We start from the raw sequence: 13697 nt of genomic DNA on the forward strand, positions 1-13697 counted from the left end.
TATGGGTCCACCCCGCTTCTTCTATCAGATAATCGCTAATTAACCGCTTGCACTGGTATAACTACGAATGGCCACGTTCCAGAGCTTACGGGAAATGAACAAAAACACAATCGGAGCCGCGATAAACCAAACCATATAGGAGATATCCAGCTTATCCATGGCATACAAGGGTGAAAAGTTGGTGATGATAAACACCGGAAACAGGAACATTCCCGCCTGCTGGATCGAACGTCCATAGATGTTCATGGGTACATGATTCATATCCCAAATGGCCGTCGACATCTGATTAATCGCATTGGTATTGACCGTCCAGAACGAAATCAGTGAGGGAATCAGGAAAATCGCATATTTGAGCACCACACCCACGAATATAAAAGCGATAAACCCGAAAACCTTAACAGGCGTTACCGGAATCCCCATTCGGCTCCAGCCGATCACGATCATCGCTATGCCGGCCACCACATTTGTAAATGAGTACCCGAAATCGATTCTTCGCAGCGTAGCAATGAATTGCAGCGAGACCGGCTTGGTGATCAGCATATCCAGCGTACCGTCGCGAATATGGTTGCTCAGCATCATAAAATTGGAATAAAAGAATAAGCAGTAAAACCCGGTCATCATCGTAAATGAGCCTACATACATCAGCAGTGCATCAGGGGTGTACCCATTAATGACGACGCCTACCCGGAACGCAACCAGCACATAAATCAGCTTGATACACAGGTAAGCAATCTCGATCGTATTGGCGAACAGGAAATTGATCCGATATTCCATCTGTGCAATAAAGCAATTTTTTACGAAAATCAGGTAGATGTACCCGTATTTTTTCAACGTTTTCATGAGTCAGGTCTACCCTCCTACGGCAACATACTTTTTCATTCCAGTGTTCCACAGAATACTCGATAACAGTGCAAATATAGCAATCCACATGATCTGCATAACCAACCCTTGACCGATCTGCTCCATGGAAAGCTTGCCGCTCAGCAGTTGAATCGGAAAATACACCACATAATTGAATGGCAGCATCAGCAATATCTTTTGCATGCCCGGACTGTACACATCAAGCGGAAATAGTCCTCCGCTCGCAATCGTAGCCAGCAACCCGAAGGTTTTGAACGCACCGTTGGATTCGATAAACCAGAACGCAATCGCACTCAGACTGTAATAAATAAAAAAATTCAGCAGCAGCGAAAACGGTACCACGCAGAAGAACAGCAGTACCTGCTGACTGTGGACCGGGAACCCGAGCCACAAATTCAATACCCATACCACCACCATCGAAATCGACAAGATCGCCAGCATCTCAATCGATTTCTCGCCCAGAAAGCAGCAGATCCGATAAGCAAAATAGCCAATGGGCTTAATCAAATATTTGTTCAATCCGCCATCCTTGATATCCCGCGCAATTTCGAACTGAAAGCCAGTCCCGATCAGCTTGGTCATCAATATCGCAAGAATAGAGTAAGCAATCAACTGATTGTAGGAATAACCGAACACCATCGATTGATTAGAGCTTGCGAACACCGCTTTCCAAAAGAAAAATTGAATGATAATCGGGAATATGCAGCTGAACAGGCTCAGGAAAAAGTTTGTGCGGTATTCCAGAACCTTTTGAACACCGAGCGAAAAGCTCTTAAGATATTTGCTCGGCATGAGCATGCTGTTCACCGCCTCTTTGATACAGCATCGCAATACCGTCTTCAATCGGAATGTCCTCAATAGTAAAATCGACAACAGGCAGATGATCGAGCACCCAGCGTGACAATCGCTTAATATCGTGCTTTTCGAACTCGATTGTGACGAGCAGGTCCTTGACCTCCTTCACATTGCCGATCTGCTGCAGCGTCTGAGCATCAACGGGATGGGACAGTACCAGCTTCATAATTTTTTTGTGCCCGAGAATATTGTTCACTTCGTTCAGGCTGCCATCAAAAATCACTTTACCGTGGTTAATAATAATTGTTCGTTTGCACAAATCCTCAATATCATTCATGTAATGGCTGGTCAGCAAAATGGTTGTTTTCCGGTCTTGATTGTAATATTTGAAAAACTCCCTGATCTTGCGCTGCGACAAAATATCGAGACCAATGGTCGGTTCATCGAGAAACAGCACCTTTGGTTTATGAATCAGAGCGGCTATCAGCTCCATCTTCATGCGTTCACCGAGCGATAACCTGCGTACCTGTACCTTCAACAAATGCTGAACATCGAGCAGCTCCGAAAGCTCACCCAAGGTGTCGTTGTACTGCTTATCATCCACTTCATAAATGCATTTGTTCAAGTACAGTGATTCGTTGGCCGGCAAATCCCACCACAGCTGGTTTTTCTGACCCATAACAATCGAGAACTGCCGTTTAAAATCATTTTTGCGCTCCCAAGGCGTATACCCAAGTACAGTTGCATTGCCACCTCCCGGATACAAAATACCAGAAAGCATTTTCAGCGTAGTTGTCTTGCCTGCTCCATTAGGTCCAAGAAACCCGACAACCTCGCCTTCCTCGATTCCGAACGAAATATTGGAAACGGCGTCCTTGATCAGCTTTTCTCTTCGAAACAGGTTGCTGAACGAGCTTTTCAAGCCCAATTCCTTATTGTAATAGCTGAATGATTTGGACAGCCCGTTCACTTCAATAATCATCATCAGGTCTCCTTTAGCTTGGTGAGTACTCCCCATAGGAAGCGGTTTTTAATTAATATCATTAATTATTATCAACATAAATTAAATATGCTTTAACGAGGAGACTCCGTGTAAATACAGTACATTGCACTTGGAGCAGGCTGGTGTCAGCCCTCCGCTATTGATCGTTTCACGTATTTTGTCGTAGGCCTCCGAATTCCATATTTCCGTCAAGCTTTGTTCATGCAAATTGCCTACGGAAAACTCGGAGAAAAACTTGCAGGCGGAGATGTTGCCGTTCGGTGTTACATCAATTCTCGTAGCCAGTGCCAGACAGTCTGTTGCACAGCGGCTTGTCATCTCGTCCCCAGTGACGAAGGCTTTGATTTCATCGAATTCCAGTCCTGGCTGATAACGCAGCCGTGTTTCCCATATACGTTCATTCATTTTGTTCAGCTGCTCCATCAAGGGGTCCAGATGCTTGGTGTCGATTTTATATTTGAAGGCGTGCCAGCTGTTGCGCTGATGCTCATCCAGAGGACGAAGCCAGTCAAAGTGATCGCTGAAATAATCGTCCATTTTCACTGAGGTTTCATTCGAGATATACCACGGGAAAGTTAGCAGCACGAGGTCAATCCCTTTGGCTTCAAAGCTTTCCATCAGATCATACAAGTAATAAATATTAGCGTTATTAATGACGCTATGCACGGAAATTCGCCCTTTGAATAAACCCTTTTCCCGCATCTCCAGCAGCAAATCTATCGTTTCCATCGTTTTCTTGAACGAGCCCTTGCCACGGATCAAATCATGGTCAGCTTCAAAGCCCTCCAATGCTATGAGCAGCTCCAAATTCTCGGATATCTCATTGATCGAATCGATAAATTTCTCGGTCAGCAGTCCGTTGGTACAAATCGTTGTTTCTCGTGCATCTTCTTTAAGCAGATCTAGGATTTCGGCAAAGCGATGATGGAACATGGGTTCACCGCCCCACAAATACAGTCTCGATTGTAATGCCTTCGTATCATCGAGCAGCTGCTTGATGATTTTGATATCGATATCCAGGTTCTGCTCTGCGGTATCCATATGGTGATGATAGCCTGATTCGTTCCATTGATAGCAATGCTTGCAGCGTAAATTGCAACGATTGGTCAGCTTGATCGCCACAAACTCGGGCAGCACTGTTTTGTATTTGGGATTATGAGCCTTCTCACGGATTGGAACTGCGATATTACGGATCGTGCGTTTGAGAATTTCAAAAGATTTTTGATCCATCTTCGTTCTCGTTTTTGGCTGCATCGTCCATCCCTCCAGATAATGAATTAATGGCTCGGTTTTTCGTTGTAATACAAACAGCAGCCGGGGCATATGGAGAAAAGCTGCTTTTTCAAATATTCGCGGTATTCCTTATATTTCGGACCATTCCAAATGTCCAATAAACCTTGTTCATTAACGTTGCCGAGCGTCAGATCATAAAAATTATGGCAGGAGGTTACGCCGCCTCTGGCATTGATTTCCGTGCTGATCCAGGGAAACACGCAGCGTTTTTTCATATTGGTGACCTGCTCCCATTTGGCATTAAAATAATGGCGAATATTGTCTTCGCTTATGACCTTTGGATAAGCATTAAAATAACGCCCGCTGTCCTTGCAAAACTTCTCGATCAGCTTGAGCTGTCTGGCCAAATCCTTGGCATCAATGCTGCTGAAGTGCGCAGGGCTGCTAATAAAGCCTCTGGCAATAGGCGCTGAAGGGACATCGAACTGCTCTTTAAGCACCGTGGCGTAATGCTCGTATCGCTCCTGCGTGACGTACTGCTGAAGCTCTACACTGATACAGTCAATCATGGACATATCGAGGCTTTCGAAATAAAAACGTTCCAAATGCTGATGATTAATCGGTGTTACCGCTGTGCTGATCCCGATTTTTGGATAGATCGAGCCTTTGCTTTCACGCACCTCGTACAGCTTGCGGATACCCTTCATCGCTTTCTGGAATACGCCCTCTCCCCGCTGTGCATCATTAATTTCCTCCGGACCATCCAGTGAGACCCATATCCGTTCAGGTGCATGCTCAACCAGCATTTCCGCGTGACGCTCCAGCAGGGTGCCATTCGTCGGAAAATGCACGCTGCTGTGATGGTACTTAATCGATTCCAAAACTTCGTCGATCCATGGGTAAATTAACGGCTCACCGCCGTACAGCTCATAATAGGGCCTTGCCGGGCTGCAATCCTCAATAATTTTTTTGACTACGGCCAGATCCAGCTTCTTCAATTCCGGTTTTTCTTTATAAGCGCCATTATCTCCCCACTCAAAGCACATTTTGCATCTCAGGTTGCAGGATTCGAGCAGTTGGAGGAATACCCATTTGGGAATACCGCGATCCAGACCCGGCTGCTGCTGTATCGTTTCGGTTTTAATCAGCATGAACGATCCTCCCTTGTTCTTGTAAGTGGTGAGCTTGAATAAGCACCTCCGTATAGCTAGGTGTAATCGATCTTTGTTGAATTAGATTATGGTGAAGCTCATGCAAAATCTCCTCGGAGAAGCCGCTTTGCTTCCAGTCCTCGTACGAGATACCGAAGCCTTTAAGCGCCCATAGCTCGGCATTACGCTTTTCATGAGAACCAAACGGTTCCAGCATAATAACGGGAGTTGCCGAAGCTAGAGAATCCATCAGGGTCCCTGCCCCTGGCTTACTAATGATCGCTTTAGCTTGGCGGATAACGTCATAGAGACCATGATGCGATTCCAGATTCGCATACTTGGGCTCTTCCATCGGCTTAATCTCGGCGAATAACGGAAGATCGTGCTCTCCTTTGTGGCCCTTGCGCCAAGCTGACCACGAAGGAGCATTCATGAAATAACGGTCACCCGACCTCGGATCCAGCGTCTCCTCCCGCTCATAAGCAACAATATCGAGCTTGAAACCAAGCTCCTGAAGCTCGGGAATCTTACCTTGATACGTTCCCATTCCCCAGCCGCCTCCGTGAATCACATACCGGTGATGACGGTCACTTAATGGGATGACAGCGTCTTCTCCCACAGGAATGAAGCAGGCGATGATGCCGCTCGATGCCTGGTAGAGCCATACGTCGTTGTAGGGCTCATTATACAGAGGGTTAAACTTCCTCAAGCCTTTCCACGATGGAGATAAATCGGAATCCACATAGAGCAAATCGACCTGCAAAAGTTGCTTACTCTCGTCCTTACTTCCCTCCTTCAGCTTGGCCCGGTACAGGTCCAGTATGTAGACCCAATGTCCGGATAATGCAATAAAATCACGCCTCCCCTCCTTAGCCCATGCTTCCAGCAGTTGATCAACCTGCTCAAAATCGATACTGTCGCGAATATCCTTCGGAATCTTGGTTGCCACCAACGCTAATGCGAAGTTATCATGGTAGGCCTTTTTGCTGTCCAGTATTTTATCCTGCTTATCCTGCTGTACAAAGCTTTCAAACACCAATACCTCCGTTGCGATCTGCTTCTGCCTTAATTGATAGCTGACAATTAATCCCGGGTTATAAAAGCCGAGACCAAAACCGGAGCAAAGAATGGTTACGAGCGTTTGCTTCAATTCCTCATCCCCTAACTGGATACTGTGATGGCTAACGTTGACAGCAGTGAACGCAGCTTACTGACTAGTTGCTCTCCTTTTGTCAAATCACTAGCCACTATCGATACATACATGCGCGCCTTATAACGTCCAGCTTGTTGTTGATTCGCCTTAAAAGTATTCGCACTTAACGGAATGATGCCATGACGGCGTCCGTCCTTGTACAATAGCCCCTCGTACTCCATTGCATGCAGCACATCTCCAAAAGAAATCGGGTTCGAACCCACCATCGATACATAGGTCAAATAACCTTCAAGCGAATGCGCTCCCAGATAGTTGTCAAGCTGATGCTTGATAAGACTCATCGATTTTCTCGCATTGATTTCAACTAGCGGAACTATGCTGCCATCCTGAAGAACCATCGAATCGACGCAGACATGTCCAAAGTAGCCGCTCTTGTACAGTTGGACGGCAACGTCCTGCATCAGCTCCCAATAACCGTCCCGCTCCAACTGCCGCAACAACGGAGGAGCTGCTGTTATCGAGCCTTGATAGGTGAAATCGGCATTCAGCACCTGCTGTACCGAAATCAAATGAAATCCACCATCCGGCAGGATTTTAAATTGGCACGAGAAGTCCACTTCCTTATTCAGTAGAGGCTCCACAATAAACAGGGTTTCCTTATCGGTCTTTTCCTGCTTGGAAATGTAGGCACTCACCCGGTTCAGCATGTTTTCTGTAGAAATCAGCAAATTCCCTTTACCCGACACGCCAAAGGTGTCTTTAATCAGGAACGCACCCGAATCCAGCAGTTTTTTGCCAATACGATCCAGCTCAACATGGCTCCTTACAAATTGACTTACGTTCTGAATACCGAGCTTGTCTTTCAGCTCTGTTGAATAAGCTTTTGAATTCACATGCTTCACAATTTCAAGCGAGGGTGCATGAACCGTCCAGCCCTGCTGTTCAGCCAGTACATCCATGCCATTCAAAATCGCAAAGGGCTCCAATTCAGCATTCTTCGGCAGCTGTTGATTGAGTAGAAGAGTTGGCAATGTCGCCGTCAAGCGTTCGAATATATTTATTTCACTGGATGCTGCAGGACCGGATATGACCAGATCCACTTTATTGCAGGTAAAATGGAAGCCGATTTCATGCAAATAATGACGGTGCGCTTCATCCATCGCATAGCGGGTCAACAGCACATCCTGATCCCGGCAAAATACAAACAAGAGCTCATCCATGGCGTTCACCAGGTTACGTGTCTGTAGATCAGGGATGGACGGTAGTCTGGTTAATCTTTCATCCCGCCAGCAGGTCTCGGCATCGAAGGTTCCACAATGAATACGGGGTACGCGTTCTGCTCCTGTCATGCGCTTTGGGATTCAATAAAATAGCAGAACGTGTCAATCGAATTCAAATGGACCATATCAAATTCATCAAAATCAATTTCAATATTGAATTCATCCTCTACCCGCAGTATGAAATTAATTAGCTGCAATGAATCCAATCCTCCATCATTCAGCACATCCGAGCTTCCCTGCAAATTTTGAAGCAGCTCCGGCTCATTTTTGATTTCACTGATAATCCCGATAATTTTTTCCTGAAGCATGAACTTCACTCCTTATTTGTTTGATTTATGAATCATGGCCGAATCGCTGGTTTTGACAATAACGGCCAGAATGTCTGTTTGGGCATACTTCCGATTATAGTTCGTCATATGCAGCTGTCTGGCGTCCGTAACAGATGTCAGCTTAAGTTGGGAGGGCAAAGCTTTACTAATATGCTTGATCAAAGCGGCTTTCGTGAACCGCCATATGACTCCATCTATCGATGAATTCACCATATAACCTTCGGTCATCGACTTGCCGGATTTGGCTTCTTCCAATATAACCGGATCAACGACCCAGATCTCACCATGATCCCGCAGCAGTCGGGCACACTCGGCAAAAGCCTTTTTATGATGGCGAATATGGTGAAAGCAGCGGGCAAATATAATCACATCAAAGCTTTTATCGTCCATGGGAACCTCATAAATCCCACTAAGTAGGTAAGAATCATACCTACCCTTGCGGACTCCATATTCCAGATAATGCGGGTTAATGTCCAAATTGACGATTTGCTTTGATTGCTGCTTGCCTACATGCTTGTTAAGCAGTCCGGTCCCGCAGCCAACTTGCAGCACCCTTCCTTTAAGCGGTGGTAAGAAACCATACACAGAGGTAGGTTTGGGAAAGTTCAACACAAACATCGACCATTCGTACAAGCGTGGATGCTTTTCGATTAATCGGACAAGCTTGCTGACATAGAACGGGTTTTTAAGCTTGTTTTTCGTAAAATCACGTTTATTCCACACATAATAGATGGGGTACAATACAATGAAATAGATCCAATATACGGCTTCCAACAGCCTGATGAATATCGGATGATCGGGTGTATGTATATGATGCTTAATACTATGATCGATCCCCCTATAATTCAATTCACTCTGCATGTTCACACCCCCATAAAATTGATATTAATGGTAAATGATGGTTATTAAATCGTGGTTCAAGCTTAACAGAGGCAGCAGATAACCATCAATTGGACTTTTTTGTAAAAAAGCTTTTCATGCATTAGTACATTTTTGAAAAACTTGGACTTTTCTTGATATGTCTATAGTCAAGGCAGCCAATAGCCCATCCTTCAGAGAAATTCCATTCGTTAAGCGTCAGGTGGGAAATAGAAAAAAGACCTAATCTTCGCTTGAACGAAAATTAGATCTGTGAATAACATTAGCTTAGGATGAAGCCTGTTTGAATTTTAAAAAAATTCGGTTACGATGACAAGACCCATGAGATTCTTATTTCGCCTTTTGGGCAGGACTTGATAACGCCGCACATTCCCGAAATGCAAAATGTTGGCAGCCCACGCACTTGTTGTAATCGAGCCTTTTCAGAGCATAATTGATTGCTTCCCCGGTATGCTCGAAGAAATGGTCATGCCCAATTTCCACATCAAGGCCCATCTTTTTCATGAAAGCTCTTGGTTGATGTTGAATACCAGAAATGAGCACAATCCCGCCTGCATGGGTAACATGCTTCACAATATGGGCCAGGTTCGCCGCTCCTGTCGAGTCCATGAAGGGTACCCTTGCCATACGAAGCAGCAGCATTCGGTGATGTTCTTGGAGGGAATCCATAATCGAATGCTCAAACGTGCTCGCTACACCAAAAAATAAAGGACCATCAATCGAATATATACTCAGCTGTGGGCAATCATGACCTTCACTCACCATATAGGATTTTACTTTTTCATGCTTCAGAGACGGATCTGGAAGCACCTTGGCTACTCCCAGCATATCGCTCATCCGTTTGACAAACAACAGCACTGCCATAATCAATCCAATTTCAACTGCCGTTGTTAAATCTGTAAATACCGTAAGCAGGAACGTGATGACGAGCACAACAGAATCACTGGTTTTGGTTTTCAGTATTTCTGCAAAATGCTTACGTTCACTCATATTCCAGGCCACAACCATCAGGATCGGTGCCATGCTGGCTAGAGGGATGGCCGAGGCCAACGGAGCAAATAAGATCAGGATCAATAATACAACAATACCATGCACAACACCGGACAAAGGTGATGCGGCACCATTTTTAATATTCGTTGCTGTGCGCGCAATCGCGCCTGTTGCCGGTATCCCCCCAAATAAAGGAGTCACCATATTCGCGATTCCTTGACCGATCAGCTCTTTGTTGCTGTTGTGTCGGCTGCCTGTCATTCCATCTGCGACAACAGCGGACAACAAGGATTCAATCCCGCCAAGCATCGCAATGACAAAAGCGGACGGGAGCAGCCCGATGATTTTATCGATGGATAGCTGAGGTAGCTGCAGGCTAGGCAGGGTGCTCGGAATGTTCCCATAGGTTGATCCGATTGTTGCCACTTCACCTCTGAATAACAAGGCCGCTACGATTGCCGAAACAATTAACCCTACTAATGAACCCGGAATTTTGGTACTCAGTTTGGGCATAACAAGAATAACCCCTAAGCTAATAAGGGCTGTTAGCATAGTCCACACATTCGCCGTAGATACATGCAGCACAATTTCCTTCATATTCGAAACAAAATCCTCATGACGCTCCAAGTTTGTCAGCCCCAGAAAATTACTAATCTGACCGGAAAAGATAATAACGGCGATACCCGAGGTAAATCCGATCGTGACGGGTCGCGGAATGTACTTGATCAACACCCCAAGCTTCAATATCCCCATCAAAACCAGTATGATGCCTCCCATCATACCGGCTATCAGTAAATCTTCGTACCCATACTGCATCACAATAGCAAATAAAATCGGAATAAACGCACCTGTGGGACCACCAATCTGGAATTTGGAACCACCAAGCAGTGAAATGAGGATACCAGCTACAATTGTCGTGTAAATGCCAAACTGCGGCTTTACCCCGGAGGCAATAGCAAAAGCCATCCCAAGAGGGATGGCAACAACGGCGACTATTAATCCTGATATGAGGTCTCGACGCAGCATTTGATAATTATAGCCTTCAAATCTCCCATACCCCTTCATAACAACCCTTCTTCTCATATATTTGATTATTTGAATATATAGCAATAATAAGACTAATAAACAAAAAAATCAATACCTCATTCTGAAGAACCTTACACCTGTGTAAAGAGCCTATTGTTCTGAAGCACGCATGCTTTCCAGAAGAGAGATGGTGCCCACCAGATGGTTATCAAATATTTGTTTGGTAACCTGCAGCAAGTCTTTCACCAGGGGATCACGTAGGCTGTATACCACCGTTGTCCCCTCTTTACTGCCATAGACAACATTTTTATTTCTTAGTACCGAAAGCTGCTGCGAAACCGCTGAGCCTTCACTGCCAATAATGGCTTGTATCTCATTGACATTTTTATCACCCTCGCAAAGAACTTCAAGGATGCGAATTCTCATGGGATGGGCCAACGCTTTGTAAAAATCAGCTTTAAATTGCTGGAGCTCAAGATTCATAATGATTTCTCCTCATAGATTCAAATATATAAATATTATCATATCATAAAACGATTTCTGTACAACTTTCCTCCACTCTAATCGACATTTTTTTTATGCAGGAACAATAGCTTGCTTTTTTTATGCAAAATCCTTATATTCAAATAACAAGATATTTAGTATTAACTAGATAACATATTGAGCAGGTATACTTAAATACAAATGAGGAATTAATCATATGACCACTAGACAGATTGTTATTGATCAAGGCCTTGATTTTTTACAAAGGGCTGGCTCCGAACAGGTATGCAAGGTATGTATCATGAATGGGGGCTCATGCTGCAGCGGCTGTGTTCATCTGGCTGATGGAAGGGGCTGTACCCTTAGAAATACAAGCTGTACGGCATGGTTATGCGGATTTCTTGGATTCTTGCTTTATGAAACGGGGCTTTATCAGGAATGGACTGAATTCTGGAGACAGGTCCCTGGTCGTAATTATCGTATGGATAACACACCCGATATTTTCCCTGTAACCAAAACCTTGCCCAAACGAAACCTTCAATTTCTGAGTCACGAGCTTGCGGAGGATTTAAAAGCCTTGTCCCTGCTGCATCCGCAAAAACGCTATATTCTTGACTTGAGGGAACAAATCGATAATTGCCTGGACGAGTTATTTTATTGGAAAAGTCCGGAGAAACAGATCACTATTAAAAATAAATTACAATTGTTATCAAAGGATTTTTCCCGGTTTAATCAGGCTTTGGCCAGCTACCGCAAAGACACCGAGTCCAGTGCGAATTCATGAGAAAAAGCCCGCTGCGCATCCGTTTATCGCAGTGGGCCTCCTTGTAGGAATATGCTTTAACTATACCATTTTCCGTTTTCTCTTAGCAAATAGCCAGACTGCAAGCAGCAAGATCAATGCCCCAATGGCTGCTGGAAAGTAGGGAAACCCTGGCGATCCGGCCGTTTGGGCTGTATCCGATTCACTGTTATGTCCAGCATGGTTGTGTGTTGATGACTGACTGTCATTCCCCTTAGCCGCCTGGTTGGCAGACTGCTGCTCGAACGTGACCAACTGCAGCTGCTCAGTGCCATCCTCTTTGGTCAACCAGGAGGAAATGATGTTTGTGCCTTTCCAAACGGTCGGATCTACCGAGGCCTGAATAATTTTGGGATGAGCTCCCAATACAAAGGACTTGCCGTTTATCTGCAGGATGGATGCTTTGACCGTTTTACCATCTTTATCCTTCATATCCTTTGTTGTCACGTCTTCTACTTTCCCAGATGGTCCTGGAGTAAAACCTGCCATTTCGTACAACGTATGACCGTTAACCTTTTGCTCCAGGTACGGCTTCATTAGCACGACCAAAGCTTCCCGAGTCAGTTCTTCGTCATTTCGACCTAACCTGGCTTGTCCCTGAAAAAAAGCCTGGTCCACCTCTTTATAAGTCGCGTTTCCTTGCACTGATGTTACGATCCCTTTATCCAAAGCCGCTTGTACGATCTCATCTGCGGGCGTATTTGCCGGTTTTATTTGCAGGAAGGCTCCAGCCCACAAGGCAAGCTCCTTACGCGTCAGCTTATCATTTGGTTTGAATAGCGAAGCTCCATGCTCATAGGGAATAACACCTAATCCGCTCAAAACAACAATCTGCTCCTTGACAGCAGAGTACTGAATGTCCTCGTAAATGGTTTGATCATTAACCACATGTGCAGAAGCAGCTGACGGAAGCAGGATCATCAACATGGTGATCAGCAGCAGCAGCATACGGTACATTTAAGCTCCCTCCTTGAACTTGACGAATACGAAATCCCGATAGCTCTATCACTAAAGCCATCCTCGGCTGTGAACGGCAAGCTGAGTGTTTTTAACAAGGATTTGGTTTATGAAATTCGTTTGACATTCAGCAGCTCGTCCTGCGATAGTTCCAGGGCACGATTACAAAGTGACAGCTTCATCTCGGTGAAGGTTGCTGTATCCTGCTCCGTCATTGTGCCTTCACGCCCTTTTTTCAAATAATCGTAAAAGGCAAGCGGTAAAAAGCCATCACGAAGCGACACTTCGACTGATTTGCCATCAGTGCTGGAAATCACGTACGCATAACCTTGAGCACGGTGCGGGTCATATTGGGCCTGCGGGTAATTGACATCAACGGTATAGGCGCCACGTGTTACTGCACGTGTCACAAATTCGAAGGCATCGCGAAATCCAGGTCCACCATGTCCCGAGAGGATTGAAATTTCTTTACGCTGCGGCGCATCCTCGCCATACAATTCCTTGAAAGCTGCCTGTAAGCTTCTAAATCCAACGGCAACCGCCATGAGCGCTATGTTACCGTGGTATTTTCTTACTTCCGGGAAACCAATTTCCAATAATTCCTTGCCGTCTTTTATGTAGATTGTAGACATAAATGAGCCTCCTGAATAATGATTATTTATATGCTGCAAACCGATAGTACCCCAAATGATAATGAATATCAATGTCATTTATAGGGTCGACAGGCTCCATTACCCGATAATAACGCTGTTTAT

The 13697-nt window shown here is 45.1% G+C and carries 14 protein-coding genes; 1 reads left to right on the forward strand and 13 read right to left on the reverse strand.

The window, feature by feature from the left end; all coding sequences use genetic code 11:
* Positions 1-39: 39 nt before the first annotated feature.
* The 11 genes from NST47_RS22470 to NST47_RS22520 all read right to left on the reverse strand — a co-directional run bounded on the left by NST47_RS22470 (position 40) and on the right by NST47_RS22520 (position 11183).
* Complete coding sequence (locus tag NST47_RS22470) at positions 40-840, reverse strand: ABC transporter permease (RefSeq protein ID WP_341157133.1); 801 nt, start codon at positions 838-840, stop codon at positions 40-42.
* Positions 841-849: 9 nt separating this feature from the next.
* On the reverse strand, positions 850-1653 hold the full coding sequence (locus NST47_RS22475) for an ABC transporter permease (protein WP_341157134.1): 804 nt from the start codon (positions 1651-1653) through the stop codon (positions 850-852).
* A complete protein-coding gene (locus NST47_RS22480; protein ID WP_341157135.1) occupies positions 1634-2641 on the reverse strand; it encodes an ABC transporter ATP-binding protein in 1008 nt (335 codons plus the stop codon). The genes NST47_RS22475 and NST47_RS22480 overlap by 20 nt, the downstream gene beginning before the upstream one ends.
* Positions 2642-2719: 78 nt before the next feature.
* The gene (locus NST47_RS22485) at positions 2720-3913 is read right to left on the reverse strand and encodes a radical SAM/SPASM domain-containing protein (protein ID WP_341157136.1); all 1194 of its coding nucleotides are present in this window, start codon (positions 3911-3913) and stop codon (positions 2720-2722) included.
* Positions 3914-3936: 23 nt separating this feature from the next.
* Complete coding sequence (locus NST47_RS22490) at positions 3937-5043, reverse strand: radical SAM protein (protein WP_240418572.1); 1107 nt, start codon at positions 5041-5043, stop codon at positions 3937-3939.
* Positions 5033-6193 carry a UDP-glucuronosyltransferase gene (locus NST47_RS22495; protein WP_341157137.1) on the reverse strand — a complete coding sequence of 387 codons (1161 nt, stop codon included), beginning with the start codon at positions 6191-6193 and terminating at the stop codon, positions 5033-5035. The genes NST47_RS22490 and NST47_RS22495 overlap by 11 nt, the downstream gene beginning before the upstream one ends.
* 11 nt (positions 6194-6204) lie before the next feature.
* Positions 6205-7545, reverse strand: coding sequence for a hypothetical protein (locus tag NST47_RS22500; RefSeq protein WP_341157138.1), 1341 nt, complete (start codon positions 7543-7545; stop codon positions 6205-6207).
* On the reverse strand, positions 7542-7784 hold the full coding sequence (locus NST47_RS22505; RefSeq protein WP_076228687.1) for an acyl carrier protein: 243 nt from the start codon (positions 7782-7784) through the stop codon (positions 7542-7544). Before NST47_RS22505 ends, NST47_RS22500 begins: the two co-directional genes overlap by 4 nt.
* Before the next feature lie 12 nt (positions 7785-7796).
* A complete protein-coding gene (locus NST47_RS22510) occupies positions 7797-8666 on the reverse strand; it encodes a class I SAM-dependent methyltransferase (RefSeq protein ID WP_341157139.1) in 870 nt (289 codons plus the stop codon).
* 348 nt (positions 8667-9014) lie between these two features.
* A complete protein-coding gene (locus NST47_RS22515; protein WP_341157140.1) occupies positions 9015-10739 on the reverse strand; it encodes a SulP family inorganic anion transporter in 1725 nt (574 codons plus the stop codon).
* 111 nt (positions 10740-10850) lie between these two features.
* On the reverse strand, positions 10851-11183 hold the full coding sequence (locus NST47_RS22520; protein WP_076228684.1) for an ArsR/SmtB family transcription factor: 333 nt from the start codon (positions 11181-11183) through the stop codon (positions 10851-10853).
* A gap of 217 nt (positions 11184-11400) precedes the next feature.
* Here NST47_RS22520 and NST47_RS22525 point away from each other — a divergent pair, with 217 nt between their 5' ends.
* Positions 11401-11967, forward strand: coding sequence for a hypothetical protein (locus tag NST47_RS22525; RefSeq protein WP_341157141.1), 567 nt, complete (start codon positions 11401-11403; stop codon positions 11965-11967).
* 60 nt (positions 11968-12027) lie between these two features.
* Here the strand turns inward: NST47_RS22525 and NST47_RS22530 are convergent, their stop codons facing one another.
* Both NST47_RS22530 and NST47_RS22535 read right to left on the reverse strand, forming a co-directional pair.
* The gene (locus NST47_RS22530) at positions 12028-12942 is read right to left on the reverse strand and encodes a hypothetical protein (RefSeq protein ID WP_341157142.1); all 915 of its coding nucleotides are present in this window, start codon (positions 12940-12942) and stop codon (positions 12028-12030) included.
* Between the two features lie 107 nt (positions 12943-13049).
* Positions 13050-13574: a hypothetical protein gene (locus NST47_RS22535; protein ID WP_341157143.1), complete on the reverse strand. Its 525-nt coding sequence runs from the start codon at positions 13572-13574 to the stop codon at positions 13050-13052.
* Positions 13575-13697 lie beyond the last annotated feature (123 nt).

Origin of the sequence: Paenibacillus sp. FSL H8-0034, from assembly GCF_038000305.1 — a bacterium.
GTDB lineage: Bacteria > Bacillota > Bacilli > Paenibacillales > NBRC-103111 > Paenibacillus_S.